Origin of the sequence: Corynebacterium sp. ACRPF, assembly GCF_022347395.1 — a bacterium.
Taxonomy (GTDB): Bacteria; Actinomycetota; Actinomycetes; order Mycobacteriales; family Mycobacteriaceae; genus Corynebacterium; species Corynebacterium tuberculostearicum_D.
Genome location: NZ_JAKRNB010000010.1, coordinates 37,657 through 63,199 on the forward strand (window position 1 = coordinate 37,657; position 25,543 = coordinate 63,199).

The 25,543-nt window shown below is 59.4% G+C and carries 23 protein-coding genes and 1 riboswitch; of the genes, 5 read left to right on the plus strand and 18 right to left on the minus strand.

Annotated features, from left to right (window positions below):
• Positions 1-16 precede the first annotated feature (16 nt).
• Positions 17-562, plus strand: coding sequence for an NUDIX domain-containing protein (locus MHX61_RS06080; protein WP_005324414.1), 546 nt, complete (start codon positions 17-19; stop codon positions 560-562).
• A 2-nt stretch (positions 563-564) separates the two neighbouring features.
• Here the strand turns inward: MHX61_RS06080 and MHX61_RS06085 are convergent, their stop codons facing one another.
• The 5 genes from MHX61_RS06085 to glnA all read right to left on the minus strand — a co-directional run bounded on the left by MHX61_RS06085 (position 565) and on the right by glnA (position 4,987).
• Positions 565-939: a hypothetical protein gene (locus MHX61_RS06085; RefSeq protein WP_239193553.1), complete on the minus strand. Its 375-nt coding sequence runs from the start codon at positions 937-939 to the stop codon at positions 565-567.
• Complete coding sequence (locus MHX61_RS06090; protein WP_239193555.1) at positions 939-1,148, minus strand: hypothetical protein; 210 nt, start codon at positions 1,146-1,148, stop codon at positions 939-941. The genes MHX61_RS06085 and MHX61_RS06090 overlap by 1 nt, the downstream gene beginning before the upstream one ends.
• Before the next feature lie 18 nt (positions 1,149-1,166).
• Entirely contained in the window at positions 1,167-2,138 is a 972-nt protein-coding gene (locus MHX61_RS06095) for a TDT family transporter (protein ID WP_204608272.1), read from the minus strand.
• Positions 2,139-2,310: 172 nt separating this feature from the next.
• Positions 2,311-3,216 carry an Abi family protein gene (locus MHX61_RS06100; RefSeq protein ID WP_239193557.1) on the minus strand — a complete coding sequence of 302 codons (906 nt, stop codon included), beginning with the start codon at positions 3,214-3,216 and terminating at the stop codon, positions 2,311-2,313.
• Between the two features lie 337 nt (positions 3,217-3,553).
• Positions 3,554-4,987: a type I glutamate--ammonia ligase gene (gene glnA / locus MHX61_RS06105; protein ID WP_239193559.1), complete on the minus strand. Its 1,434-nt coding sequence runs from the start codon at positions 4,985-4,987 to the stop codon at positions 3,554-3,556.
• A gap of 118 nt (positions 4,988-5,105) precedes the next feature.
• On the opposite strand from glnA, the gene MHX61_RS06110 reads away from it, so the two are divergent.
• The gene (locus tag MHX61_RS06110) at positions 5,106-5,579 is read left to right on the plus strand and encodes an RDD family protein (RefSeq protein ID WP_049377713.1); all 474 of its coding nucleotides are present in this window, start codon (positions 5,106-5,108) and stop codon (positions 5,577-5,579) included.
• A gap of 74 nt (positions 5,580-5,653) precedes the next feature.
• On the opposite strand, the gene MHX61_RS06115 is transcribed toward MHX61_RS06110, so the two are convergent.
• The 7 genes from MHX61_RS06115 to sucB all read right to left on the minus strand — a co-directional run bounded on the left by MHX61_RS06115 (position 5,654) and on the right by sucB (position 15,322).
• Positions 5,654-6,439, minus strand: coding sequence for a DUF4191 domain-containing protein (locus MHX61_RS06115; protein WP_239193560.1), 786 nt, complete (start codon positions 6,437-6,439; stop codon positions 5,654-5,656).
• An 80-nt stretch (positions 6,440-6,519) separates the two neighbouring features.
• A complete protein-coding gene (gene lipA, locus MHX61_RS06120) occupies positions 6,520-7,584 on the minus strand; it encodes a lipoyl synthase (RefSeq protein ID WP_005327094.1) in 1,065 nt (354 codons plus the stop codon).
• A gap of 127 nt (positions 7,585-7,711) precedes the next feature.
• The gene (lipB, locus tag MHX61_RS06125; protein ID WP_239193562.1) at positions 7,712-8,515 is read right to left on the minus strand and encodes a lipoyl(octanoyl) transferase LipB; all 804 of its coding nucleotides are present in this window, start codon (positions 8,513-8,515) and stop codon (positions 7,712-7,714) included.
• An 80-nt stretch (positions 8,516-8,595) separates the two neighbouring features.
• Positions 8,596-8,988, minus strand: coding sequence for a glycine cleavage system protein GcvH (gcvH, locus tag MHX61_RS06130; RefSeq protein ID WP_005324433.1), 393 nt, complete (start codon positions 8,986-8,988; stop codon positions 8,596-8,598).
• 36 nt (positions 8,989-9,024) lie between these two features.
• On the minus strand, positions 9,025-10,137 hold the full coding sequence (gene gcvT, locus MHX61_RS06135; RefSeq protein ID WP_239193564.1) for a glycine cleavage system aminomethyltransferase GcvT: 1,113 nt from the start codon (positions 10,135-10,137) through the stop codon (positions 9,025-9,027).
• Between the two features lie 2 nt (positions 10,138-10,139).
• Entirely contained in the window at positions 10,140-12,983 is a 2,844-nt protein-coding gene (gene gcvP, locus MHX61_RS06140; RefSeq protein ID WP_239193566.1) for an aminomethyl-transferring glycine dehydrogenase, read from the minus strand.
• Between the two features lie 293 nt (positions 12,984-13,276).
• Positions 13,277-15,322, minus strand: a complete 2,046-nt coding sequence (gene sucB, locus MHX61_RS06145; RefSeq protein ID WP_239193568.1) for a 2-oxoglutarate dehydrogenase, E2 component, dihydrolipoamide succinyltransferase — start codon at positions 15,320-15,322, stop codon at positions 13,277-13,279.
• A gap of 125 nt (positions 15,323-15,447) precedes the next feature.
• On the opposite strand from sucB, the gene MHX61_RS06150 reads away from it, so the two are divergent.
• The gene (locus MHX61_RS06150) at positions 15,448-15,858 is read left to right on the plus strand and encodes an oxidoreductase (protein WP_239193570.1); all 411 of its coding nucleotides are present in this window, start codon (positions 15,448-15,450) and stop codon (positions 15,856-15,858) included.
• Here the strand turns inward: MHX61_RS06150 and thiC are convergent.
• From thiC to MHX61_RS06165, 3 genes are all read right to left on the minus strand, one after another.
• Complete coding sequence (gene thiC / locus MHX61_RS06155) at positions 15,850-17,631, minus strand: phosphomethylpyrimidine synthase ThiC (RefSeq protein WP_239193572.1); 1,782 nt, start codon at positions 17,629-17,631, stop codon at positions 15,850-15,852. The two genes, MHX61_RS06150 and thiC, sit on opposite strands and share 9 nt — an antisense overlap.
• A riboswitch (TPP riboswitch) is annotated at positions 17,630-17,740 on the minus strand. It overlaps the preceding gene by 2 nt.
• A gap of 316 nt (positions 17,741-18,056) precedes the next feature.
• On the minus strand, positions 18,057-18,593 hold the full coding sequence (locus tag MHX61_RS06160; protein WP_239193574.1) for an isochorismatase family protein: 537 nt from the start codon (positions 18,591-18,593) through the stop codon (positions 18,057-18,059).
• A gap of 38 nt (positions 18,594-18,631) precedes the next feature.
• The gene (locus tag MHX61_RS06165; RefSeq protein WP_239193576.1) at positions 18,632-20,119 is read right to left on the minus strand and encodes a leucyl aminopeptidase; all 1,488 of its coding nucleotides are present in this window, start codon (positions 20,117-20,119) and stop codon (positions 18,632-18,634) included.
• A gap of 103 nt (positions 20,120-20,222) precedes the next feature.
• On the opposite strand from MHX61_RS06165, the gene MHX61_RS06170 reads away from it, so the two are divergent.
• The gene (locus tag MHX61_RS06170) at positions 20,223-21,320 is read left to right on the plus strand and encodes a branched-chain amino acid aminotransferase (RefSeq protein ID WP_239193578.1); all 1,098 of its coding nucleotides are present in this window, start codon (positions 20,223-20,225) and stop codon (positions 21,318-21,320) included.
• Between the two features lie 8 nt (positions 21,321-21,328).
• On the opposite strand, the gene MHX61_RS06175 is transcribed toward MHX61_RS06170, so the two are convergent.
• Complete coding sequence (locus tag MHX61_RS06175) at positions 21,329-22,123, minus strand: nicotinate-nucleotide--dimethylbenzimidazole phosphoribosyltransferase (protein ID WP_239193580.1); 795 nt, start codon at positions 22,121-22,123, stop codon at positions 21,329-21,331.
• Between the two features lie 11 nt (positions 22,124-22,134).
• On the minus strand, positions 22,135-22,827 hold the full coding sequence (locus tag MHX61_RS06180; protein ID WP_239193582.1) for a DUF3043 domain-containing protein: 693 nt from the start codon (positions 22,825-22,827) through the stop codon (positions 22,135-22,137).
• A gap of 141 nt (positions 22,828-22,968) precedes the next feature.
• Between MHX61_RS06180 and MHX61_RS06185 the strand changes: the two genes are divergently transcribed.
• Positions 22,969-23,313 (plus strand): iron-sulfur cluster assembly accessory protein, encoded by a 345-nt coding sequence (locus MHX61_RS06185; RefSeq protein WP_005324455.1) that lies wholly within the window; start codon positions 22,969-22,971, stop codon positions 23,311-23,313.
• A 64-nt stretch (positions 23,314-23,377) separates the two neighbouring features.
• On the opposite strand, the gene asnB is transcribed toward MHX61_RS06185, so the two are convergent.
• Positions 23,378-25,300, minus strand: a complete 1,923-nt coding sequence (gene asnB, locus MHX61_RS06190; protein ID WP_239193584.1) for an asparagine synthase (glutamine-hydrolyzing) — start codon at positions 25,298-25,300, stop codon at positions 23,378-23,380.
• Between the last annotated feature and the right edge of the window lie 243 nt (positions 25,301-25,543).

Genomic DNA, 25,543 nt, shown 5'->3' on the forward strand with positions numbered 1-25,543 from the left:
GTCTACGCTAGGTGGCATGCCGACTCCAGATTTTATTGTTCAGCTGCGCGAAAAGATTGGCCATGATCAGATCTTTGTGCCGGCTTGCAGCGCCATCATCATCCGCGATGTGCCGGCAGACGCCGCGCTGTGGGAAGTCCCTTCCGTGCTCCTAGTAAAGCGTTCCGATAACGGTACGTGGACCCCGGTGGAAGGAATCTGCGAGCCAGGCGAGGAAATTACTACCACCGCGCTGCGAGAAGTCAAAGAGGAAGTCGGCCTCGACGCCAAGGTGGAAGCGCTATTGGGCGTGGGGCAGTCCGGGCCAGTGACCTACCCCAACGGTGATGAGTGCACCTTTATGGGAACCGCGCTGCGCGTATCAGTAGCCGATGGCGCAGAGCCGGTCATTAGCGATGAAGAAAATACCGAGGCAGGGTGGTTCTCCGTGGCAAAGCTCCCCGATAGCGTCTCCCGCCGCCACCGCCTCATGATTGCCGACGCCGTAGCGCAGATGAAACATCCCCGCGGCTTTGCCCCACGCATGGGCTGGATGAAGCGCAGCGAACGACCGGGACTGTAGGTTTAATCTTCTGCGGCGTCGGCAAGCAGCCTACACAATTGCTGCGGATTCTGGGCGGCGATGAGCTCTTGTGCAATGCCATCGCGTGCATCGGCAATGTCGTCTTTGCTGCCGCAGGAAATCACGGTATCGCTGATAGTAAGCAAGAGCTTGCCGCGCCGGGCTAGGTCATAAAAGAGCGGACAGTCGGGTGCGCCCCAGCGCCAGGCAGTGGCATAGAAGTCCCGCGCGCCTGAGCCAAGCCACGACGTCTCCAAGAGCAGGTGGCCGCGGCGCAGGAAGATTCCGTCTCGCTGCAGGCCAGCTAGTACGTCCCTCACCGCAGGCAGGTTCGCGCGATCCCAAGCGATGAAGGTGATAGGGGAGCTATTATGCATCAGCGGCGCCGGCGACGATTACCATCTGCGCGGCCGCCGGAATAGGCGCGCACGGAATTCTCGCCGCCCTCGGGCCCCAAGTCATCGATGCCCCAGGAATCTTCCGCATAGATTGCGTATTCCCTGCTCCAGTGCTCGCGCCGCGGTCGCGCCTCACGCCTGCGGCGGCGTGTGCGGCGCTTGCCTCGTTCGAAGCTGGCGTCTCGCATAGTGGCTGCGCCTCCTTGCTACCTTTTGGGCCCAGTCTTAATGAGTGGCTCTTCAGGGCCGGTTTCCTTCCTTCCCTCCCACACCCAGCTAAGGAAGCGGGTGGAGCACAGCATCCAGTGGGCGGTGAGGAGGACGGGTATGGTGAGCGCAATGGCGTCGATAAGCTCGGAGCCATTAACCAATGCCAGCTGGTGGCCGCCCATGCTCACGGTGCCCGGCGGGAACGTGCAAGACCACCAGGCCGGGGAGTACGGAACCCACCGTGCCACATTGGGATAGAAGGTAAACATCGCGTAGATGGACAGCGGAATGGCGATAATAAGCGCCGTAACGCCGTAATAGATGGATACCGGGCCAGGGAAGAGAATCTGCATTGCCGTGGTGGACTGGCCCACCACGCCAAGCGGGACCCATGCGGTGGCTGATTTCGCGCCGGTGAAATCCACCTTGCCGTGCCAAGCGGCCCAGTACACGCGGGCGAAGGTGGGCACCGCCGTCACTAGGGACATGAAGAAAAATACCGTACCCATCACGTGGTAGAGCGGGCCGTAATCATTAGCTAGCCAACCGGAAACGGAAGCCGAAATCATAGGGCCGACCAGCGGCAGGCCCCAGGTGAACTTCGGTTCGCCATCAAAGCGCGTGAGCTGGATAGCCCACGTAATAACCGTAACCGGGCCACCGATCCAAAAGCCCACGAGGCGGAAGGTAGGGATATCCGTCAGACCCGAAAGCGCGGCACCGAGCGCCAAGATTCCGATGAAAAACATCGACCACTCCGCCATAGTGGTGCGCTCAAAGCTGGGGTGGCGGTAGCGCAAGAAGCCCGCGGTGAGAACGACAAAGATGACGCACGCGATGGCGGCAAAAATGCCGGCCAGGATCATCATGCCTTCTTCCACGAGCAGGCGCGAGACGATGGAGGTGCCCATGAGGCTGCCTCCCCACGCGGGGCCAGGGGCTGGGAGTTGGCGGAATCTATCAGTCACACCCACATGTTAATTTCTTTCGGTCGCGTTATCAGAATTTTGCTGTCGTTTTTGCTGGTGAGAACTCTCGCTAAGAGTGCTTTTAGGGGCGGGGGTCAATCCCACGTGAATGTGTGTCCGGGGTCGCAAGAAAAGGGCTGGAATACCATTGCGTGTTCATACAGCGAGGAGGCTATGAATGACGAGGATTCGCTATACCCTGGTGGAAATCCGGATTTCGTTCGGCAAGCTTCATATACTCATCCAAAAATCCAACCCACGAATTCGTAAGGAAGAGAAAGTTATCAAGGGCTACAATTACTGCTAGTAGTGAGTTCTCGCCGTAATTTTGACCTAAAACTTTCTCAGCACGCCGCTTCGTAGCATTGGATACTGCAGGTTGGTCCAAGACGAAACTGTTCCATAACCGAGCTGAGTGAGCACACTTATTTCTCACGAAAGTAAAAGAGCGCAATTGGCGCGCTAAATATTGTTTCTTTACGCCAAGAATGGAACAAGTCTTTGCGTAAACTTGGTTGTTGTCGTTTCGGAAGCTAATTGCTTTCGACAACGTACCAAGGGACAGTGCCTCGACTGCCACCCAAATTGGCACATCGTAAACCCACCTTTCAGTATCGGACCCTGAGTCCTTTTGGTATTTGTGGAGGTATGGTTCCTTAGACCGCTTGAGCTCACTGATAATTAGATCGCGAGTGGGCCTCATAGACGGATTTGGTGGGCGCCGGTACGCAGTGGGCTGAAGATACTTCTCATAAGGAGAATGGATTTCACCTTCGCTGAGAGCAAAGGCTGTCCTGGCAGTAAGCTCTGCTTCTTGGAGCCCGCGGAGAAGAAAAGAACGAAGCTCGACGTCCAACCGGTAGATGTTAACTATTTCATCCCACTGGGTGCCAGGAAAGAATTTGGCTTCGTCACAGGCTAAGTTTTCTTGGAAGTACCGCATGTAGCCCGAAAAGCGGTAATAATTTTGACGCTCAAGGAAATCTTTAGCAGATTTTTCGGAAGGAAGGATTAACCCACGGCGTTGAATTAAACTAACTTGTTCTTCAATGCTAAGGAACTTCTTCCTGCGGTTCATTGCTTCAGAATAGCAAAGCCCCCCTCTCATATTGAGCTGTTCCTATGGGAAGCTTGGAGGGGGTATCGATTGACTAAAGTATAGCTCAAAATGCGCAATTTTAGTAATCATTTGCGCAAGGTTTTGCTCAAGTGCCATGCATTTGAAAACGCTGCGATAGTCAAACAACAAGGAGTGGGGCACCGCTAAGAATCAAGGGCGCTTGTCAATGTTGGGTGCAAAACTTCTGAAGCCAAAGTGCACATAGATCTGCAAAGCCCCCAATCGGCACTCAGCAATTTGGGAGCCTAGGAAGGCGGAAAGCCGGTGGCGAGAGGGGGCGTCGGCAAGCGCAGCTCTAGCAGTCGTAGTACATCTCAAATTCCTGCGGGGTAGGACGCAGGCGAACCGGATTGATCTCGTTCTCGTACTTGTAGTTGATGTAGGTCTCGATGAGATCCTCGGTGAAGACATCGCCTTCGGTGAGGAAGTCCATGTCCTCCTGCAGGGCCTTCAGGGAAGCCTCGAGGGAGGTCGGTGCCTGTGGGATGGACTCAGCCTCTGCTGGCGGCAGCTCGTAGAGGTCCTTATCAACTGGAGCGTGCGGCTCGATGCGATTCTTTACGCCGTCGATGCCGGCCATCATCATGGCGGCAAAGCCCAGGTAGGGGTTGCCGGATGGGTCCGGTGCGCGGAACTCGATGCGCTTGGCCTTTGGGTTGGAACCGGTAATCGGGATACGGATAGCAGCCGAGCGGTTGCGCTGGGAGTAGACCAAGTTAATCGGGGCTTCGAAGCCCGGCACCAAGCGGTGGTAGGAGTTCAACGTCGGGTTGGTAAACGAAAGAACGGCACCGGCGTGGTGGAGGATACCGCCGATGTAGTAGCGGGCGATATCGGAAAGGCCTGCGTAGCCAGCCTCGTCGTGGAAGAGAGGCTTGCCGTCCTTCCACAGGGACATGTGGGCGTGCATACCGGAACCATTATCGCCAGCCAGCGGCTTGGGCATGAAGGTTGCGGTCTTGCCCCATTGTGCCGCGGTCTGCTTAATCACGTACTTGAAGGTCTGGATGTCATCGCCCGCGTGCAACATGGAGTTGAAGCGGTAGTTGATCTCATTCTGGCCGGCGCCGACCTCGTGGTGGAATCGTTCGATTTGGAAGCCAACCTTTTGCAGGTTCTCTACCATGGCATCGCGTACCTCACCGTGCTTGTCATACGGCGCGGTGGGGAAGTAGCCGCCTTTCAGGCGGGTCTTGTAGCCGGTATTCGGGGTGCCGTCGAAGTTGGTCTCGCTATCGCGGTTCCACCAACCTTCATCGGAATCAACCTCGTAGAAGCCGTGCTGGACGTCGGTGCCAAAGCGCACGGAGTCAAAGAGGTAGAACTCGGCCTCAGCACCAAAGTTGCAGGTATCGGCGATGCCGGTGGACTGCAGGTACTCTTCCGCCTTGCGCGCGATGTTGCGCGGGTCGCGGGAGAAAGGCTCAAAGGTAAATGGGTCGTGGACGAAGAACTTGATGTTCAGGGTCTTGGCCGTGCGGAACGGATCGATATGCGCGGTGGCTGGATCCGGCAGCAGGGTCATATCGGACTCATCGATGGTGGTGAATCCGCGGATAGAGGAGCCGTCGAAGGCAAGGCCATTTTCGGCATCTTCTACGGTGAACTCATCTGCTGGGATGGAAAAGTGGTGCTCGGTGCCCGGGACGTCCGTAAAGCGGATATCGACGAACTTTACGTCCTCGTCCTTAATAAATTGGACGATGTCCTGCACTGTCTCGAAAGACACGTTTGTCTCCTCGTTGTTGACCGGTGAATTGTCTCTCTATAGCCTACTAGGTTCCCACCGTTGGCATCGCGATTCCCCTCGTTTCACATCTCACTTTGTGCCCGCTAGATTGGTGAGCATGGCAGATAAGCGTACGTGGCTCGACGGGCCGAATATTCCGGGCGAATACGATGACATGGAAGGCCCCGGCCGCTGGCCGGGCGAAAAGCTCGGCCTTCCGGAGTCCGGGCCGGGGTCACTGGCCCCCGTTGGCCGCCGCGCCGGCGCTGTGGCCATTGACTGGATCGTGTGCATGCTCATTGCCAACCTGATCCATATGTTCACGACGGAACTCGGCGGTGTGGCCTTCTTGGGCTACGCCCTGTGGGTCATCATGGGCATCGTGTGTGGGTGGCTCTTTGCCCGCACCCCCGGCATGTTGCTGTTGGGGATGGGCGTGGCGCGACTCGATGTCCCCGGTGCCCGCGTGGGCCTGTGGCGTGCGGCGCTGCGCACAGTGCTCACCGGTGTGCTGTTCCCAGCGGCCATGGTGGATGCGGATGGACGCGGAATGCATGACCGCGCCACCGGCACCATTGTTATTCGCTCCTAGATAGCCTGCTATCAAGGGCATAAGAAAATCCCTGCTACGCCGTAGACGGTGTAGCAGGGATTAGCTTTAGGCGCTTATTTATTCTTCTTGCGCTGCTGGGCGCGGCGCATGCGGCGGTTCATGCCGGCCATGTTCTGCGCCTGGTGGGGCATCGGCCCCTTGGGCATACCCGGGGTGGTACCCGGCATGGAGTCCATGGCCTCGATGCGGCGGATGTTGTCGTAGGTTTCGTTCTTATTGAAGTTGCGTGGCAGCTTCATGACCTTATTGCGCAGCTTGGATACGGGAACCTCGTCCTCGCCGTTGCCCACGAAGATTTCGTAGATGGGAACGCCGCCGGCGATCTTGTCTACACGCTTCTTCAGCTGGTTCAAGGTGGGGCGGACACGGTTCTTATTGCCCTCGCACACGAAGATGACGCCGGCGTTGCCGATGACGCGGTGGATAAGATCCTGCTGGCGGGTAGCGGCCACACCGGTCTTTACGGACCACACGATGCCCACGGTATTGCGCAGCTGCTGCTCCAGCGCCCAGCCGGCAGCGCCCGGTTGGTCCTCCACGCGCTTGTACATATCGCGCTCAAGGCGGCGGGTAAAGAGGAACATGGCGAGCAGCGCGCCGATGCCCAAGCCGAGGATGAGCATGAACCACTGGCCGTCAAAAAGCAGGCCAATGAGGAAGAAGAGCAAGCCCATGCCCAAAAAGGCACCCAGCATGATAGGGATAAGCGCCTTATCCTGCTTGCGCTGCATATTGAATGCTTGCCACATCTGGGACCAGGTTTGCTTACGCTGCTGGCGCTTGGCCGCGCGTTCTTGCTTCTTTGCAGCCTTTAGTGCTGCCTTGTCATCTTTCGCCATGGCTCCTACTTTAAAGGTCAACGGGTATAAATGTTAAAACGGCCCACGCGAAAACGCAGGCCGTTGTGAAAACGTTCGGTTTAGCGGATAGTGGCCGCCGCCGAATTCGCATTAGCCGGGGTCTTGGCCATGCGGGTGGTTACTGGAGTCTCTTCCGATGGGCCGTACTTCTCCAGGAGGGTGGAGGCCTCTTGGGCGGTGGCGCCCTGGGAGGTCTCGGCCAGGTGCTTGAGGTTTTCTGGAAGCTCGAAGCCGCGCTTTTCCATGGCCTGCACGTAGAGGCGGCCGGCGCGGTAGGAGGAGCGCACCAGTGGGCCGGACATGACGCCGCCGAAGCCGAGCTCCTTGGCCAGCTTGGAGTGGGCGACGAATTCCTCTGGGCGCACCCAGCGCTCAATCGGGTGGAAGCGCGGACCGGGGCGCAGGTACTGGGTGATGGTGATGATATCGCAGCCAGCAGAGCGCAGGTCACGCAATGCTTCCTCGACCTCATCTTCGGTCTCGCCCATGCCCAAAATCAGGTTGGACTTGGTAATCAGGCCATAGTCGTGGGCCTGGCGGATAACGTCCAAGGAGCGCTCGTAGCGGAAGGCCGGGCGGATGCGCTTAAAGATGCGCGGCACGGTCTCCAGGTTGTGCGCGAAGACCTCTGGCTTGGCCTCAAAGACCTCTTCCAAAAGGTCCGGCTTGCCGGAGAAATCCGGGGTGAGGTTTTCCACGCCGGTATGCGGGTTAAGCTCGTGAATCTTGCGCACCACCTCGGCATAGAGCCAAGCGCCCTCATCCGGAAGATCGTCGCGGGTAACGCCGGTAATGGTGGTGTAGTTAAGGTCCATTTCCCGGATATTTTCGGCCACGCGGCGCGGCTCGTCACGGTCTAATTCTTCCGGCTTGCCGGTGGCAATATCGCAGAAGTCGCAGCGGCGGGTGCACTTATCGCCACCGATAAGGAACGTAGCCTCGCGGGATTCCCAGCACTCGTGGATATTCGGGCAACCTGCCTCTTGGCACACGGTGTGCAGGGAGGCGCCAGCCACACGGGATTTCATGTCCTCGTAGCCCGGGCCGGTGCGGACCTGGTTGCGGATCCAGCGTGGCTTTTGTTCGATGGGTGACTCCGCATTCTTCTTTTCAATGCGGAGCATCTTGCGTCCTTCAGGCTTTACAGTCACAAAAACTCACTTTATCGGTTGACGGTGGTGATGGCTAATAGCTCTTCTAGGTATAAGTCGCCGGGGTCACATCCTATTCCGCGCCAGCCCCGAACGAGGGCTAGTGCCGCGCTTGCCGACGCCTCTCCCGTGCCCTTTCATTCGCCAGCTTCGTGGGATCCGGGGCTGAGCCGAAGGTGTGGTCGGCAACAATGAGGCGGCCCGAGAGGGCGTCGTCCAGCGCTTGCAACAGCGGCTGCGTGGCGTCCTCGAGGCTGACCTGGTGGCCCAGTTCTAGGGACAGGGTGGTGACGTCGGCGTCGTCGATGCCACAGGCCACAATATGGTCGTAATAGTCCAGCGTATTGCAGCAATTGAGCGCCAAGCCGTGCATGGTCACCCCGCGGGTAATGCGGATGCCCAAGGCGGCAATCTTGCGATCGCGTTTCGGCGCGGATGGATCCTTGGCCTGCGTGGTGGAAGGGACCCAAACCCCCGAGCGGCCGTCGATGCGTCCAGCGGTGGTCACCCCCATCTGGCGGACCGTCTGGATGGTGGCTTCCTCCAAGCGGCGGACATAGTCGACGACGTCGACAGGCTCAGCCAGCTTGATAATGGGGTAGATGACCAGCTGGCCCTCGCCATGCCAGGTAATGCGCCCGCCGCGGTCCACGGTGATGACGGGCAGGCCGTTATCCGGCATATCCTCTGGCTGGGTGCGCTTGCCGGCGGTATAGATATTGGGGTGCTCAACCACAAGCACCACGTCGCCCTGCTCGCCCTTGGCGCGGGCGGCTGCTATCTCGGCCTGGTAATCCCACGCCTCCTGGTAGTCCATCCGGCCCAAGAAACGGACCTCTAGTGGCTTATCGGAGGCGCGGATGGAGCGCTCGGCGGGGAAGAAGGGATCGCGTGGTGCAGTCATAGCCTCAAAGTTTCCTCTGGTGCGGTGGGCAAAGCAAAGCGGGAGGATGCGCGTGGCACACCCTCCCGCGTGGGGCTGAATTAGTCCAGGCCGTTAGCGGATGCGTAGGCGGCGGCATCCATGAGCTCGCCGGCCTCATCTACCTCGACCTCGAAGAGCCAGCCCTCACCGAACGGGTCGTTGTTGATGACGGCGTAGTCATCGTGTACGGCCTCGTTGACAGCCTTGACGGTGCCGGTGACAGGGGAGTAGAGGTCAGAGACGGACTTGGTGGATTCCACCTCGCCACAGGACTCGCCGGCGGTGACGGTATCGCCCACCTCCGGTAGCTCAGCAAAGACAACCTCGCCCAAGCGATCGGCAGCGACGGAGGTAATGCCGATGCGCACGGTAGCGCCAGCGACGGCGTCAGCGGTGGCGTTGACCCACTCGTGGTCTTCGGAGTAGGAGAAATCTTGTGGAAGGGTAGCCATGGTGGTGTAGTCCTTTCGGGCCGGTGGAAAAGATGTTTACTTGTCGCGCTTGTAGAACGGCAACGCGGTTACTTCAAAAGGATAGCGCTTGCCGCGGATCTCTACCTCGACTTCGGCGCCGGGCTCGAGTCCGGCGCTGGTTTCCAGCAGCGCGATAGCCACTGGGTGCCCCAGGGTGGGGGAAGGCTGGCCGGAGGTGACGGTTCCGACCTTCTTGTCTCCCACGAATACCTCGGCGCCGGCGCGCGCGGCGCGGCGCTGCGTGGAGGTGAGGCCGGTGATCGCCACCTGCGGGCCTTCGGCGGCGCGCTGGCGGATGACCTCGGCGCCGACGAAATCGGCCTCCTTCTTGGCAAAGGCACGCGCCATGCCCGCCTCTACCGGGGTGATATCGCGAGAGAGCTCGTTGCCGTAGAGCGGCATGCCGGCCTCGAGGCGCAGGGAATCGCGGGCGGCAAGGCCGCACGGCTTGAGGTCGTATTCCGCACCGGCCTTGAGCAGTTCTTCCCACAGCTGCGGGGCATCGGAGTTATACACGATGAGCTCGAAGCCATCCTCACCGGTGTAGCCGGTGCGCGCGATAATGGCGAAAGTGCGCGCTACCTTGCCCATGGTGGCAGCGTAGTAGCCGAGGTTATATACCTCGTCCTGCTTATTGTCTTCTACCAGCGGGACGAGGATTTCTGCGGCCTTAGGGCCCTGGACGGCGATCATGGCGACGTCACGGGACTCGTTCTTCAGGGAAACATCGAAGCCCTCGGCGCGCTTGTTGAGCTCGTCCCAGACGGTATCGGCGTTGCCGGCATTCGGGACGACGAGGAATTTGTCCTCTTCAAAGCGGTAGGTAATCAGATCATCGATGATGCCGCCGTCTTCAGCGGTAATCATGGAGTACTTGGCCTTGCCCACCTTGAGGGGCTCAAAATTGGAGATGAAGGCATAAGACAAGAACTTGCCGGCGTCGGCGCCATTGACCCAGATTTCGCCCATGTGGGAAAGGTCAAAGAGGCCAGCGGTGCTGCGCACCGCGCGGTGCTCATCCAGCTCATTCTGGTACTTCAAGGGCATATTCCACGGGCCGAAGGCCGTGAAAGTGGCGCCGAGCTTTTCGTGCTCGGCATGAAGCGGGGAGGTAAGTAGTTCGGTCATGGTTACTCCTCAGAATCGTCGATGTCGAAAGCTTCTGGTGGTGGGCAGCTGCAGACCAGGTTGCGGTCGCCGTAGGCCTCGTCGATGCGGCGCACCGGCGGGAAGTACTTGTAGCTGTGGAGCAGGGATTTCACGGGCCACGCGGCCTTTTCGCGGCTGAAGGCGAACTCCCACGTATCGGAGCCGATGGACTCCGCGGTAAATGGTGCGTGGTGGATAACGGAGCCCTCGTAGGACACCTCGCCGTCGATGATCTCTTGAATCTCGGCGCGAATGGTGCGCATTGCCTCAATGAAGCGATCCAGCTCGCCCAAGTCTTCAGACTCGGTGGGCTCGACCATGAGGGTTCCGGCCACCGGGAAGGCAAGGGTGGGGGCGTGGAAACCAAAGTCCACGAGGCGCTTGGCTACGTCGGCTGCGGTGACCCCGGAGGCGTCGGTAAGCGCGCGCAGATCCAGGATGCACTCGTGCGCAACCAAGCCAGCGTTGCCGGTGTAGAGCACAGGGAAGGAATCTTCCAAGGACTTGGCCAGGTAGTTCGCGCCCAAAATGGCGTGGGCGGAGGCTTGGGCAAGTCCTTGCGCGCCGCTCATGGCTAGGTATGCCCAGGAAATCGGCAGCACACCCGCCGAGCCGTACTTGGTATTGGTAATTGGCACACCCTGACCTACCGGGGTAGCGGTGGTGGCATCCAGCTGCGGATCCGCGGCGTTGGTGGGCAGGAACGGGATGAGGTGCTCGGCTACTGCGACCGGACCCACGCCCGGGCCGCCACCGCCATGCGGAATGGTAAAGGTCTTGTGCAGGTTGAGGTGGGAAACATCGCCGCCGAACTGGCCTGGGCGGGCCCAGCCGGTCAGCGCGTTCATATTCGCACCGTCGATGTAGACCTGGCCGCCCACCGCGTGGACCTTATCGCATACGTCGCGGACCTCCGGATCGAAGACACCGTGGGTGGACGGGTAGGTCACCATGATGCCGGCAATGTGGTTGCCGTGCTTGGCAATCTTCTCATCCAAATCCGCCAGGTCAATAGAGCCATCCTCGGCGGTCTTCACCACAACAACGCGCAGGTTAGCCAGCGTTGCCGAGGCCGCATTGGTACCGTGCGCGGAGGCTGGGATGAGCACCACATCGCGCTCGTTATCGCCATTAGCTACGTGGTAGCGGCGGATGGCTAAAAGACCCGCCAGCTCGCCCTGGGAGCCGGCATTGGGCTGGATGGAGACCTTGGCGTAGCCGGTGACCTCGGCCAGCCAGCCCTCAATCTCTTCTACCAAGGCGCGCCAGCCGGCGGTCGTTTCCTCTGGTGCGTAGGGGTGGATGCCGGCAAACTCCGGCCAGGAAATCGGCTCCATGGCGGCGGTGGGGTTGAGCTTCATGGTGCAGGAGCCCAGCGGAATCATGGTGCGGTCGAGCGCCAAGTCCTTATCGGCCAGCTTGCGCAGGTAGCGCAGCATCTGGGTCTCGGAGTGGATGTGGTTGAAGATTGCGTGCTGGAGCGGCTCCTCGCCGCGCTGCAAGTTCTCCGGCAGAGCAAAGTCGGCCTCAGCAGCCTCGGCGCCAAAGGCCTGGGCGAGCTTGGCGACGTCCTCCTTGGTCGCCGACTCACCAAAGGACACCGATACCTTGTCCTCGCCGATGGTACGCACGAGGTAGCCCTCCTTCTGGAGGTCAGCCTTGATGGTGGCGGCGTCTACGCCGGCGACAGTAACGGTATCGAAGAAATCCTCGGACACTAGTTGCTTTCCGGCGTCCTTGAGGGACTGCGCAAAGGAGGAAGCGAGCGCATGGACGCGCCGGGCAATGGCCTTGAGACCTTGTGGACCGTGGTATACGGCGTACATGGAGGCGACGTTGGCGAGTAGCGCCTGCGCAGTACAGATATTGGAGGTAGCGCGTTCGCGGCGAATGTGCTGCTCGCGGGTCTGCAGTGCCAGGCGGTAAGTAGGGCGACCATCCGCGTCCTTGGACACGCCCACGATGCGGCCAGGCATCTGCCGCTTGAGCTTTTCCGTGACCGCCATGTAGGCAGCGTGCGGGCCGCCGAAGAAGAGTGGAACGCCAAAGCGCTGGGAAGAACCGAGCACAATATCGGCGCCCAGCGAGCCAGGTGCCTCCAGCAGCAGCAGCGAAAGCGGGTCGGTGGCCACGGTAGCTAGAGCGCCGCGGGTATGTAGCTCCTCGATGATGGTGGAGGGGTCAAAGATATCGCCTTCGGTACCGGTGTAGGCGATTACTGCACCGATGAGATCCTCGCCCACGAGGCCTTCGCGCAGGTCCAGGATTTCTACCTCGAGGTCAATCGCGCGGGCGCGCTCCGCGGCGACGGTAAGGACCTGCGGGTGCAGGCGGGAATCCAGCACCACGCGGCGCCCTTTCTTGACCGCGCGGGACATAAGCCCCACGGCTTCGGCGGTGGCGGAGGCCTCATCCAGCAAGGATGCATTCGCGATGGGCAGACCGGTCAGGGACTCAATCATGGTCTGGAAGTTCAACAGCGCTTCGAGGCGACCCTGGGAGATTTCCGGCTGATACGGAGTGTAGGCGGTGTACCATCCCGCATCCTCCAACAAACCGCGGCGGATGACCGCGGGGGTGAGGGTGTCAGAAAAGCCTTGTCCATAGAAGGACTTCAGCACGGTGTTCTGGTTGGCGTACTCCCGCAATGTAGCCTGCGCCTCATCTTCCGAGAGTGCCTCAGGAAGCTGAGGCAGTTCTGCGGCGCGGATCTTTGAGGGAATGGCGGCATCGACCAGCGCGTCCACGCTGTCGTAGCCTACCTTCGCAAGCATGGTGGCCTGCTCCGCAGAATCCGGCCCTAGGTGGCGGGAGATGAATTCCATGTCAGTGAGACTCCTTAATAGGGGGACAGTGGCTGTAACCGCCCCAATTATATGTTTAACAATGGGTGAGCCGATCCCGCTTTGGAAACTTTTATGCAGCGCGTCACTGTATAGAACTGCACCCAGTGCGCTCACCATGGGCTTAGGGGCAAGTCTCCCCCAACACCTCGAATAAAAAGGGATGGATTAGTCCGGCGTTTTCGGATCCGTCACCCCCACTTGGCACCCCAGACATAGCTAAAGCCTCTTAGCCCCGCAGTGGGGCTAAGAGGCTTTAAGCGGCGATAGAACCTTTAGACTTCGAGGTCTGCCTGGAAGTCAGCGGTCTGCAGGCGGTCCTTGATGGTGGTGATGAAGCGGCCTGCGTCCGCACCGTCAACTACCTGGTGATCGTAGGTGAATGGCAGGTAGCACATCTGGCGGATGGCGATGGCGTCCTGGCCATTCTCGTTGACAACGACCGGGCGCTTTTCAATAGCCGCGGTGCCCAGGATGCCGGCCTGTGGCGGAACCAAGATCGGGGTATCGAGCATGGCGCCCTCGGAACCGATGTTGGTCACGGTGAAGGTAGCACCGGTGAGATCGTTCGGCTTCAGCTTGTTATTGCGGGCCTTATCAGCGAGCTCTGCAATCTGCTGAGCGATCTGCGGCAGGGTCAAATCCTGTGCCTTGTGGATGACCGGGGTGAGCAGGCCCTTCGGGGTGTCAACGGCGATAGCGATGTTGACGTCCGAGTGGTAGGTCATCTCCTTGGTCTCTGGGTTATAAGACGCATTGACGTTCGGGTGGGAGACCAGAGCCTCGGCGGTAGCCTTCACGATGAATGGCAGGAAGGACAGGTTGGCACCGTGCTTGTCGATGAACGCCTGCTTGTTCTTCTTGCGCATATCCCAGATGGCAGTCATGTCGACTTCCTGAACGTGGGTAAGCTGCGCAGAAATTTGCAGCGCCTCGACCATCTTGGCGGCGGTGATTTCGCGGATGCGGTTGACCTTCTGGGTGGTGCCGATGAGCTCCTGCTTGGCCGGATCCACGGACTTGGTGGACCAACGCGCGCGAGGGGAGTTATCGGACTGTGCGCCAGACTTGGCAGGTGCATCGCCCTCGCCAGCAGCGGCGAGCACGTCCTGCTTGCGGATACGGCCGCCCACGCCGGTGCCCTCAACGGTGTTGAGGTCTACGCCGTGCTTTTCAGCCAGCTTGCGTACCAGTGGGGTGACATAAGGAACGTTGTCGCCGTTATTGACCTTGGCAGAGGTGTTCAGGGAGGAATCCTGCTTGGACTCCTTCTTCTCCTCAGCCTTCGGTTCTGGCTTCTTCTCTTCCTTTTCTTCGGCCTGTGGCTCTTCCTTCTTGTCTTCCTGTGGCTCTGGCTTGGCCTCGGAGGAGGATGCGGTGGCGTTTTCGTCGCCGATGCGGGCGATGATTTCGCCGACCTCGATGGTGTCGTCCTCGTCGGCGAGGATTTCTACCAGGGTGCCTGCTACTGGGGAAGGAATTTCGGTGTCGACCTTGTCGGTGGAGACCTCGAGCAGTGGTTCGTCTACCTCGACGGTATCGCCAACGGACTTGAGCCACTGGGTGATGGTGCCTTCGGTGACGGATTCGCCGAGTTCTGGCATTTCCACGTCGGCTGCGTCGCCGGAGCCGCCGTTGGAGGAGTCAGCCTTCGCCTCTTCCTTTTCTTCTGCCTTGGGCTCTTCCTTCTTTTCTTCCTGTGGCTCTGGCTTGGCCTCGGAGGAGGATGCGGTGGCGTTTTCGTCGCCGATGCGGGCGATGACTTCGCCGACCTCGATGGTGTCGTCCTCGTCGGCGAGGATTTCTACCAGGGTGCCTGCTACTGGGGAAGGAATTTCGGTGTCGACCTTGTCGGTGGAGACCTCGAGCAGTGGTTCGTCTACCTCGACGGTGTCGCCAACGGACTTGAGCCACTGGGTGATGGTGCCCTCGGTGACGGATTCGCCGAGTTCTGGCATTTCCACGTCGGCTGCGTCGCCGGAGTCGCCGTTGGAGGAGTCAGCCTTCGGCTCTTCCTTCTTTTCTTCTGCTTCTTCCTCGCCCTTATCAGCGGAGGAGTCGTTGGATGCGGAGCCTGCCTCATCCTCGTCACCGATGATGGCGATGACTTCGCCAACCTCGATGGTGTCATCCTCGTCAGCCTTAATTTCAATAATGGTGCCGGCTACGGGGGAGGGGATTTCAGTATCGACCTTATCGGTGGAGACCTCGAGCAATGGTTCGTCGACCTCGACGGTATCGCCGACGGACTTGAGCCACTGCGTGATGGTGCCTTCGGTTACGGATTCGCCCAGCTCGGGCATCTCAACGGAGTTCGCCATGAGTTATAAGACTCCTCGAAAGTTGGAAGTGTTCTATCGCTACCCGACAATCTTACAGCGTGATGCTCACCCTCGTGCAGATGTGGGGTTAGTAACTACCCTCCTTCCGGGTAAGCTAGGCAATTATGTTCAACCCTTTCCGCCGCAATAAGTCCAGATCGTCGCTGCGACCACCCCGCGGACCGGGGGAGACCGTCCGCCCGGAAGACGCGCAGGATCTGCAACAGTGGGCCGCCGGAAAGGCTTTTGTAGAAGCCTTTGTGGAGCCGGAAACGGTAGTCAATGAGATGTCCGTTGTCGTTGTGGATGAAAACGGCGATTTTATCCGGCGCCGTATTGGCGGGCCGAAAGGCATAGATGCGGTGGCCAAACTATTGAGCTGCGATATTTATGATGTAGAAGAAACCGGCTATCCGCAGCGCATGCGCGATCGCATGGAAAGGCAGCGCATCTTGCGCAAAAGGGAAGAGCAAAGGAAGCGCCGCGCCCGATTTGAGCGCGGCGAAAATCCCGATACAGGGCGAGAGCTAAGCTAGGTCAGTATCCTCGCGTAAATAAATTTGAGACCCGTTGCGGCGGAATTCGGCGGATTTTTCCTGCATACCTTCCTCTGGTGCTGAGCCGTGGGCTGCCGCGCGGACCTGGTCGCCCAGCGTCGGCATGCCCAGCTCGGCCATTTGCCCGCCGAACATCTCGCGGATGTCTTGGCTAATGCGCATGGAGCAGAACTTCGGCCCACACATGGAACAAAAGTGTGCGGTCTTTGCTGGCTCAGAAGGCAACGTTTCATCGTGATAGGCCTGCGCGGTCTCTGGGTCGAGGGAGAGCGCAAATTGGTCATTCCAGCGAAATTCAAAGCGGGCCTTGCTCATGGCATCGTCCCAAGCACGGGCGCCTGGATGTCCCTTGGCAACGTCCGCTGAGTGCGCCGCAATCTTATAAGTAATGACACCAGTTTTTACATCATCGCGGTTGGGCAGTCCCAAGTGTTCCTTCGGCGTGACATAGCACAACATGGCTGTACCACCCATTGCGATATGGGCGGCACCAATGGCGGAAGTGATGTGATCATAGCCAGGGGCGATATCGGTAACTAGAGGGCCGAGGGTATAGAAGGGGGCATCTGAAGCCCAGTCCTGTTCGAGGTCGTTGTTTTCTTGAATCATGTTGAGCGGCACGTGTCCGGGGCCTTCCACCATGACTTGGACGTCATACTCCCAGGCGCGGCGTGTAAGCTCGCCGATAGTCTTTAGCTCTGCAAATTGGGCGGCGTCGTTAGCATCGGCAAGGCTGCCGGGGCGCAGGCCGTCGCCAAGCGAAAATGCAACATCGTATTGAGCGAAAATCTCGCATAGCTCATCGAAGTGCTCGTACAGAAATGACTCTTTGTGGTGAGCAAGGCACCATCCCGCCATGATGGAGCCACCGCGGCTGACAATGCCGGTCACGCGATTGCTTGCTAGCGGTACATACGCCAAGAGCACACCGGCGTGAATGGTCATATAGTCCACACCCTGTTCGCATTGCTCGATGACGGTATCGCGGAAGATTTCCCAGGTCAGATCCTCTGCCACGCCATTGACTTTTTCCAATGCTTGGTAAATAGGCACGGTGCCAATGGGAACTGGGGAATTGCGCAGAATCCACTCGCGGGTGGTGTGGATATCGTCACCAGTGGAAAGATCCATTACGGTGTCCGCGCCCCACTGGGTAGCCCAGCGCAGTTTGGACACTTCTTCCTCGATGGAGGAGGTAACCGCGGAGTTACCAATATTGGCGTTGATTTTGGTGAGAAATTTTCGCCCAATGATCATGGGCTCAGACTCGGGGTGGTTGACATTATTAGGGATAATGGCGCGGCCGCGAGCTACCTCAGCGCGAACGAATTCCGGATCGCAGTGCTCACGCAGTGCTACGAATTCCATTTCGCGGGTGATGATTCCTTGGCGAGCGTAGTGCATTTGAGTTACACGGCGCCCGGGCTGAGCCTTAAGCGGCGGGCGCTTAGAGCCTTTCCACTCTTGGGAAGACGCCCCGCGGCGTTGCGCGGCACGTCCATCGTCGGCCAGCTCGCGGCCGCGACCGGCGTACTCTTTGGTATCTCCGCGCTCGCTAATCCATTCGCTGCGCAGGGCGGGTAGCCCCACTTCAGGTGCGCATTCTGGCCCACGCGTGCGGTAGACGCGGAAGGGCTCATTGGGGCCTTGTGGGGAATCATCCAGTTGGATTTCGGTCTCTGGAACTTCTAGACCGTCGTGGTGAATGGGGGAATAGGAATGCTTAGGGTGGTTTTCTGGGGCAGCCGTCATGGCAAGCGCTCCTGTCTTCCTTCGTAGGTATTAACCAAACAGGTTCGAACGGTCTATGCGCAGCTTTAGCGCACTCTCAGCCCGTGCTCGGGCACCCGTGGGGACGCAGATCACCCTATAACAATCGTCTCGCATAGCGCAGAGCTTTCGCCATTTGGGTGGAGACGCATTTGTCGAGGTGAGGTAGTAGGAGCCTTGGTGGCATAATTCAACAGGAAACTTTCAGGTTCTATCCACCTATATCCAATATCGGTATTCCATACTTAATTCATGCGTTTGAGAGAGCGCATGCGAGAGAGATAGAGAGAACCCCTCCCGTTTCCGGAGGGCGGCTGCTTTAGCCGATAGATGGAAACACCTTGTAGAGAGACGCCTGCGGCCCTCGGACCACGTTCGGTTCGAGGGCCGCAGGCGTTGTCGTGCGCCTAGCAGATGGTGGCACCGGCAGCGGCCAATTCCTGCAACGCAGCCTCGCCACGGGCATCATCGACTGGGGAGCAATATTCACGCAGTACGCGGACGGTGAACCCTTCTTTCAAGGCGTCGGCGGCCGTGGCGCGCACGCAGTGATCGGTGGCAATGCCCACGATATCCACTGCTTCTACGTGATGCTCGCGCAACCAGTCAGCGAGCAAGGTACCGTCCGCAGCGCCCTCGAATCCGGAATAGGCCGCGGTGTATTCACCTTTGCGGAAGTAGGCTTGCGCCGGCCCGATGGCCTCATGCATGGCCGCCCCGTGGGAGTCGGCTACGCAGTGCACTGGCCAAGAATCGACAAAATCCGGGTTCTTTGAAAAGTGAGAACCCGGATCGATGTGCCAATCCTGCGTGGCTACGACGGTTTCGTAGTCCTGTTGTAGGGAGGCGATTTTTGCAGCGACCTCATTGCCCCGTTCGGTGCCTAAGGCACCGCCGGGGCAGAAGTCATGTTGTACGTCAACGATGATTAAAGCAGGCTTCATGCCTCTAGGATTCTAAACGCAACAAGCCTGTTGTGGTGCTACTTTAATTCAGCAATCTCGCGCAGGGCGGCAACCACCGTGCGGGTGGGCACGCCGGTGCCCATCTTCGGGGCGTATCCATAAGGGCCCGTGGTGTTGAAGGAAGGGCCAGCCACATCGATATGGGCCCATTCGATTCCCTCGCCCACGAAGTGCTGGAGGTAGGTGCCGGCGTATTCCATGCCGCCCTCACGCTTGGCGTTGATATTGCGGATATCGGCGCTGGCGGACTTCACGGATTCCTCGTGTTCCTCTAGCAAAGGCATGGCCCATGCCTTTTCGCCCACCTCGCGGCCAATCTCGGCCATGCGATCGCGGAATTCTTCCGAGCCCATCACGCCGGCGGTGCGCTCACCCAGGGCGACCATCTGGGCGCCGGTCAAGGTCGCGGTTTCGATGAGGTAATCGGGGTTGTCTTCGCTGGCGCGCGCAATGGCGTCGGCAAGCACGAGGCGGCCCTCCGCGTCAGTGTTGAGTACCTCGGAGGTAATGCCGCCGTAGTGGGTGATGACGTCACCCGGGCGGGTGGCATCGCTGCCCGGCATGTTTTCTGCCAGCGGCAGGGTAGCGGTGATACCCACCTTCAGGTTCAGCTTTGCTGCAGCGATGATGGCGGCGGCCATTGCAGCGGAACCGCCCATGTCAGAAATCATGTCCCACATCTTGGCGCCCGGCTTCAGGGAAATTCCGCCGGTATCAAAGGTAATGCCCTTGCCTACTAGGGCGACGTGGTGCTTGGCCTTCTTCGGCTTCCAGCTCAAGCGGACCAAGCGCGGCGGGCGGGCGGATCCGCGACCGACGGCCATGATGCCACCAAAGCCTTGCTTTTCCAGCGCCTTTTCATCCAAGACCTCCACCTCAAGGCCGGCCTCTGCTGCTTGGGCAGAGAGGAATTCGGCATAGGTTTCTGGGTAGAGCAGGTTGGAAGGGGTATTGACCAGGTCGCGGGCGATGAGAACGGACTCGGCGGTAATCTTGGCGCTGTCGAATTCCTTTTGTGCGGACTTCTCCGCCACCACGGTGTAAGTGGTGGTCTCCGCGGCCGACTCGGAGCGCAGGCCAGAATACTTATAGCCGCCGAGGATGAGGCCTTCCACCACTGGGGTGATACCGAAATCGCCCAGGGAGGTGGCTACGGCCCCCACCTTGGTGATGGAACGCGCGGCCTGGCCGGCAGCGCGGCGCAGCGTCTCATCGTCTACTTCTTCCGCATCGCCCAAGCCAACGGCGATAATGGATGCCACGCCGGCCTTAGCTGGAGCCGGCACGCGCGTGACTTCACCGGTCTTGCCAGAGGCCCCGACGGCCACCAGTGCCTCATAAGTGGAGCGCAGCGCTGCGCCCCCAAGTAATTCGGTGCCTGGCAGTTCTAGGCCGCCTTCGCCCTCGAAAGCGGCGATAAGTAGAGCTTCCGCCTTCTTAGGAACCTTCTTTCCCAGCTTTACCTGGGGAAAGTGGCCGCGTGCTGGTAGATCGGACTGTGCCATTGTCTCCTCCTTTATGGAAAGGCTTATCAATCTTTCCACCACTGTACCGCGCGGTGATGAACTTATTCCTGCCTCGCTATAGATAAAGGGGTAGATTGTGGGCATGCTTGATTACACGATTACTCGTACCGATAACCCTACGTCCGCGGAAGAATTGAGCGATATCCTCGCCAATCCCGGCTTTGGCAAGCACTTTACAGACCACATGGTCACCATTGACTGGACCGAAGAAAAGGGATGGCACGATGCTAAGGTGCGCCCGTACGGTCCGATGACCATGGAACCTGCCAGCAACGTATTCCATTATGGGCAGGCAATCTTTGAAGGCATCAAGGCCTACCGTCAGCCGGATGGTTCTATCGCTACCTTTCGTCCGGACCACAATGCGCAGCGCTTTATCAACTCCGCTGAGCGCCTGGCTATGCCCGAGCTTCCGCAGGAGGAGTTTATCGAGTCCCTGCGCCAATTGGTGGAAGCGGATCAGGACTGGGTACCAGAAGCCGGCGGGGAAGCAGCGCTGTACCTGCGCCCGTTTATGATCTCCACCGAGGTCTCCTTGGGTGTTCACCCCGCCAATTCCTACCGCTATGTGCTCATTGCCTCCCCAGCGGGTTCCTACTTCAGCGGCGGGATCAAGCCGGTTTCGGTGTGGCTATCCACCGACTACGTGCGCGCAGCCCCTGGCGGCACCGGCGCGGCCAAGTTTGCGGGCAACTACGCAGGCTCGCTCTTGGCGCAGGCCCAGGCAGATGAAAAGGGCTGTGACCAGGTGGTCTGGTTGGACGCCATCGAGCGCCGTTACATCGAGGAGATGGGCGGAATGAACCTGATGTTTGTGTATGGCTCTGGTGATAGCGCGGAGATTGTTACACCAGAACTATCGGGATCCTTGCTGCCCGGCATTACCCGCGAATCGCTATTGCAGGTAGCGCAGGATTTGGGCTACAAGGTCACCGAGCGCCGCATTACTACCGAAGAGTGGCAGCGCGATGCCGAATCCGGCGCTATGTCAGAGGCCTTTGCTTGTGGCACTGCCGCGGTTATTACGCCGGTGGGTCACGTAATGGGAGATTCTGCGGATTTCCAGGTCAATGGGAATGAAGCGGGTGAGATCACCATGGCCCTGCGTGAGCGTCTCACCGGAATCCAGCGCGGCGCAGTGGAGGATACCCACGGTTGGCTCCATACCCTAGTGAAGTAGTCCCACGCTTAGGCGTCCGCGGCGATCTCCACTCCGGTGAGCAGCAGTGGCAGCGCCGCGAGGGCACCGAGCGTAGGTTGTGGCTCCATTCCCAGTTCCAGCAGGGGGTGGAGCCCTAGCTTTTCCAGTGCCAACTTATGCGCAGGGGCAGGGGACAGCGTGGTGGCGAAGAGCCAGTCTTTCACACCGGGATTATCGCGCTCAGCAAGAAGCGCGGCGGTGGCGGTCAAGGGGGCGTCGATAAGCAGGGGCGTACGGCGCTCCGCGGCCCGGGCAATGAACCCCACCGTGGCTGCTAGCACGGTGGACTGGCACGATTCCACCAGCTCCATGCCCTCGAGGTTGCGCGCGCGGAACATGGCGTCCCGGATTGCGGTGACCTCGCGCTTCCAGGTTTCTACGCTGCGCTGCTTGCCGACGATCACTACCGGCTCCGTTTGCGTAATCGTCGCCATTACCACGGCCGGTACTCGGGCGTGCTCCTCGCCGCCGGGAATCAGTAGGTCAGCCCCGGCATCAATTTCCGCATCCGCTGTTGCGGCTCCAAGGCTGTAGGCCTGGGAATAATCCGTCACGGTGACTACATTCAGCCCGGCCTCGGCGCGACGCGCAGCGGTCTCAGCGGCCGAAAGCGAGGTCTCTTGATCCGCGAAAATCACGGCCCGCACGCGCCGCGGCTCATGGGCAGGCGCCGCGCCTTGGCAAGCAGCCAGCCATTGAGCGGCGTCGGTCAGGCGCCCCCAAGGGGCGAGCTGTGCGTCCTGTGCGGTGCGTGCCTGCTTATCGGGCTGCGGAATGGCCATGAGTAGTCCCCTTAAACGTCAGCGCCGAGCTCCACGCGGGGGCGCGGGATGCGCCACTTGCGCGGCTGGCTGGCGCGAGAATACGCATAAAAACCAAGGCTAAAGCCGGCTTCGGTGGTGCCGGGGAACTTGGCGCGCACGGCATTATTGCAGCGACGGGCCAGAATGACGCCCTCGATGGCGAAGATAACGAGGATAACCATCGCTACCGCGTTGATGAGTGTTGCAATGCTGGGTACCGCGTAGGTCAAGAACATGACCACGATGAGCACCAGGGCCATCGGCATGACCCAGTTGCTCAGGCTGCGGCGGGCATCCACCCAATCGCGCACATAGGCGCGCACTTCACCCTGGTCGCGGGCGGGCAGGAAGCGCGGATCGCCCTCTGCCATGCGGGCCTGCTGCTCGCGGTTGGCCTGCTGGCGCTCTTGGCGCTCCTTCTTCTTATATTCCTTCCACTCGTCCTTGCTCATGGACTTCTTCATGTCCTTGCGATGCTGGTACCGCTGCGCATCGGACATGCCATTGGGATCGCGCTTTACGCCGCGTGCAATCTCTTGCTCTGCGCGCTTTGGCGTAGGACGACCCTTCGGTGGGGTGTAGCCCTTGCGCTGGGGCACTTCCTGAACTTCTGCCTGAGCTTTGTCCTGTACAGGAGCAGGCTCAGTGGAGGTCTTATCATCTTTTTGCCACGGGAGTTTCACGTTCCTCACACTACAAGGTGTAGGTGTGAATAGGGGAATAGGCTCGGCCCAGATGGTGTTGTAGGTATTGGCTACCTTTTCCCACCTGAACTAACCGGGTAGGGTAGTGGCAACGAATCCAATACTTATTGAGGAGAAGTGATGACCGCTCCAGCTTCCGCAACCGGCGTCATTCTGACTGAAGCAGCAGCCGCAAAGGCAAAGGCGCTGCTTGATCAGGAAGGCCGCGACGATCTCTCCCTGCGCATTGCCGTCCAGCCTGGTGGCTGCGCTGGCCTGCGCTACCAGCTCTACTTTGATGACCGCACTTTGGACGGTGACAAGGTTGACCAGGTAGGCGGCGTAAACCTCGTTGTGGACAAGATGTCCGTTCCCTACCTGACCGGTGCCAAGATTGACTTCGCTGACACCATCGAGTCCCAGGGTTTCACCATTGATAACCCTAATGCCACCGGCTCTTGCGCTTGTGGCGATTCCTTCAACTAAATAGAAGGACAAAAAGAGGGTGGGTGCCACTGGCACCCACCCTCTTTTTGCGTGTGGAAGGCTCTTAGAGCTTGACTGGGTAGTCGCGCTGCTCGATCTGCGGATCGATGCGCTTTTCCACAAAGATGCCGTGCCAAATCATAAAGGACAGCACGGTCCACAAGCGGCGGGAGTGATCGGAAACGCCATCTCGGTGCTCCTTGAGCATCTCGAGAACTTCCTTCTTGTTGAAGATGTCCTCGGTCTGGGACTCATTGATGGTGTCCTGGGCCCAACCATATAGCTCATCGCCGGCCAGCCAGTGGCGCATCGGCACTGGGAAGCCCAACTTCTTGCGGTGTAGAACATGCGCCGGGACGATTTGCTCCATGGCCTTGCGCAGGGCGTATTTGGTGGTGCCGTGCGAGATCTTCAGGTCATACGGGATGGATTCGGCAACCTTGAAGACTTCCTTGTCCAAGAATGGCACGCGCAGCTCCAGCGAGTTGGCCATATTGATCTTATCGGCCTTGACCAGGATGTCACCGCGCATCCAAGTGAATAGATCCAAATGCTGCATGCGGGCAACCGGATCAAAGTCCTTGGACTGGGCGTAGATGGGGGCGGTAACCTCGCGGTGGTCCCATTCGCGCTTTGCCCACGGGATAACGCGCTGCATCTGGTCAAAGTTGAAGGAACGAGCGTTGCCGTAGTAGCGCTCTTCCATCGTCATCGAGCCGCGATTAAGCAGGGACTTGCCCTTCATGCCCTCCGGTAGAACCTGGGAGAGCTTGCCCAGTCCGCGACGCAGTGGCGAAGGGATCTTCTCAAACGGGGCGAGGGATAGTGGTTCCTTGTAGATGGTGTAGCCACCAAAGAGCTCGTCCGCGCCCTCGCCGGAAAGAACTACCTTGACATGTTTGCGGGCTTCCTGCGCCACAAAGTACAGCGGGACCAGCGAGGGGTCAGCCACCGGATTGTCCAGGTACCACATAATCTTCGGGATGGACTCGGCATATTCTTCAGGAGAAACAATCTTGACGATGTGCTCCACGCCAATAGCCTCTGCGGACTCTGCCGCGACATCGACCTCAGAATAGCCCTCGCGCTCGAAGCCGGTGGTAAAGGTTAGTAGATCTGGGTTGTGGCGCTTGGCCAGGGTGGCAATAGCGGTGGAGTCAATGCCGCCAGATAGGAAGGAACCCACGGTGACGTCGGCACGCATGTGCTTAGCGACGGAATCTTCCAGCGCCTCTGCAATGCGGTTAAATAGCTGCTGCTCTTCGCCTTGCTTAACCTGCTGCACAGGGAAGCGAGGCTTGAAGTAGCGCTCGGCGACAACATCTTCGCCCGGGCGAAGAGTGACAGTGCAGCCGGATTCAACGCGGCGAATATTCGCGTGGAGGGATTCTGGCTCCGGGACGTATTGCAGGTCCACGTAGTGTTCAATGGCGCGACGGTCAAGGTTGAGATCTAGACCGAGCTGATCCGCCATCTCCAAGATGCACTTCATCTCCGAAGCGAAAACGGTACCCGCCTCGGTAGTGGCGTAATACAGCGGCTTGATGCCAAATTGGTCGCGAGCGGCAAACATCGTCTTGGTGTGGGTGTCCCAGATGACAATGCCGAACATGCCGCGCAGATGGTTGACTACGTCCTTGCCCCAGTGGTGGTAGCCCACCACGATGGGCTCGCCATCGCCCTCGGTGTGGAAGGTGTAGCCGAGGCCCTTGAGCTCCTCGCGCAGCTCCACGTAGTTGTAGATTTCGCCATTAAAGGTCATGGCGTAGCGGTCGGGCTCGTCCTCTGGGCCCCAGCGGAGGGGCTGATGGGAGTGCTCCAAGTCAATAATGGACAGGCGGTTGAAGCCGAAGGCGGCATCGCCGTCATGCCACGTGCCGGCCGCATCTGGGCCGCGGTGGCGCATGCAGGGCAGGGAACGTTCCAGCGCGTCAACGTACTTATCTACGTTGCCCGTGGCGGCGAGCATGCCAAGAAGTCCGCACATGAAAAGATTGCTCCTTATATATAAGCGTCTATTGCTAGTCACCCACTTTACGGCCAGAGGGCGTGAAACCAGAACACGCCACGGCTTAAGGAAACCTGCCGACCGCCTTGGAATTAGCTTCCCCGATAGGGGTGCGAACTTTCGGATGATGGTTCCGCCGGATCCCTGTGAATTGGCGCACACGGATTCTGTGGCTGCTGGGGGTGCGGTTGGAACATTGTGCAGGTGGGGCGGTAACCTACC

Coding starts and splice junctions, on each gene's coding strand:
- asnB (WP_239193584.1), bottom strand. CDS start 25,300: ATGTGCGGACTTCTTGGCATGCTCGCCGCCACGGGCAACGTAGATAAG.
- MHX61_RS06150 (WP_239193570.1), top strand. CDS start 15,448: ATGTTCAACCCTTTCCGCCGCAATAAGTCCAGATCGTCGCTGCGACCA.
- MHX61_RS06170 (WP_239193578.1), top strand. CDS start 20,223: ATGCTTGATTACACGATTACTCGTACCGATAACCCTACGTCCGCGGAA.
- lipB (WP_239193562.1), bottom strand. CDS start 8,515: ATGACTGCACCACGCGATCCCTTCTTCCCCGCCGAGCGCTCCATCCGC.
- MHX61_RS06100 (WP_239193557.1), bottom strand. CDS start 3,216: ATGAACCGCAGGAAGAAGTTCCTTAGCATTGAAGAACAAGTTAGTTTA.
- gcvP (WP_239193566.1), bottom strand. CDS start 12,983: ATGGAATTCATCTCCCGCCACCTAGGGCCGGATTCTGCGGAGCAGGCC.
- MHX61_RS06175 (WP_239193580.1), bottom strand. CDS start 22,123: ATGGCCATTCCGCAGCCCGATAAGCAGGCACGCACCGCACAGGACGCA.
- MHX61_RS06165 (WP_239193576.1), bottom strand. CDS start 20,119: ATGGCACAGTCCGATCTACCAGCACGCGGCCACTTTCCCCAGGTAAAG.
- gcvH (WP_005324433.1), bottom strand. CDS start 8,988: ATGGCTACCCTTCCACAAGATTTCTCCTACTCCGAAGACCACGAGTGG.
- sucB (WP_239193568.1), bottom strand. CDS start 15,322: ATGGCGAACTCCGTTGAGATGCCCGAGCTGGGCGAATCCGTAACCGAA.
- MHX61_RS06080 (WP_005324414.1), top strand. CDS start 17: ATGCCGACTCCAGATTTTATTGTTCAGCTGCGCGAAAAGATTGGCCAT.
- MHX61_RS06115 (WP_239193560.1), bottom strand. CDS start 6,439: ATGGCGAAAGATGACAAGGCAGCACTAAAGGCTGCAAAGAAGCAAGAA.
- lipA (WP_005327094.1), bottom strand. CDS start 7,584: ATGCTCCGCATTGAAAAGAAGAATGCGGAGTCACCCATCGAACAAAAG.
- thiC (WP_239193572.1), bottom strand. CDS start 17,631: ATGACGGCTGCCCCAGAAAACCACCCTAAGCATTCCTATTCCCCCATT.
- MHX61_RS06160 (WP_239193574.1), bottom strand. CDS start 18,593: ATGAAGCCTGCTTTAATCATCGTTGACGTACAACATGACTTCTGCCCC.
- MHX61_RS06085 (WP_239193553.1), bottom strand. CDS start 939: ATGCATAATAGCTCCCCTATCACCTTCATCGCTTGGGATCGCGCGAAC.
- MHX61_RS06185 (WP_005324455.1), top strand. CDS start 22,969: ATGACCGCTCCAGCTTCCGCAACCGGCGTCATTCTGACTGAAGCAGCA.
- MHX61_RS06110 (WP_049377713.1), top strand. CDS start 5,106: ATGGCAGATAAGCGTACGTGGCTCGACGGGCCGAATATTCCGGGCGAA.
- MHX61_RS06090 (WP_239193555.1), bottom strand. CDS start 1,148: ATGCGAGACGCCAGCTTCGAACGAGGCAAGCGCCGCACACGCCGCCGC.
- gcvT (WP_239193564.1), bottom strand. CDS start 10,137: ATGACCGAACTACTTACCTCCCCGCTTCATGCCGAGCACGAAAAGCTC.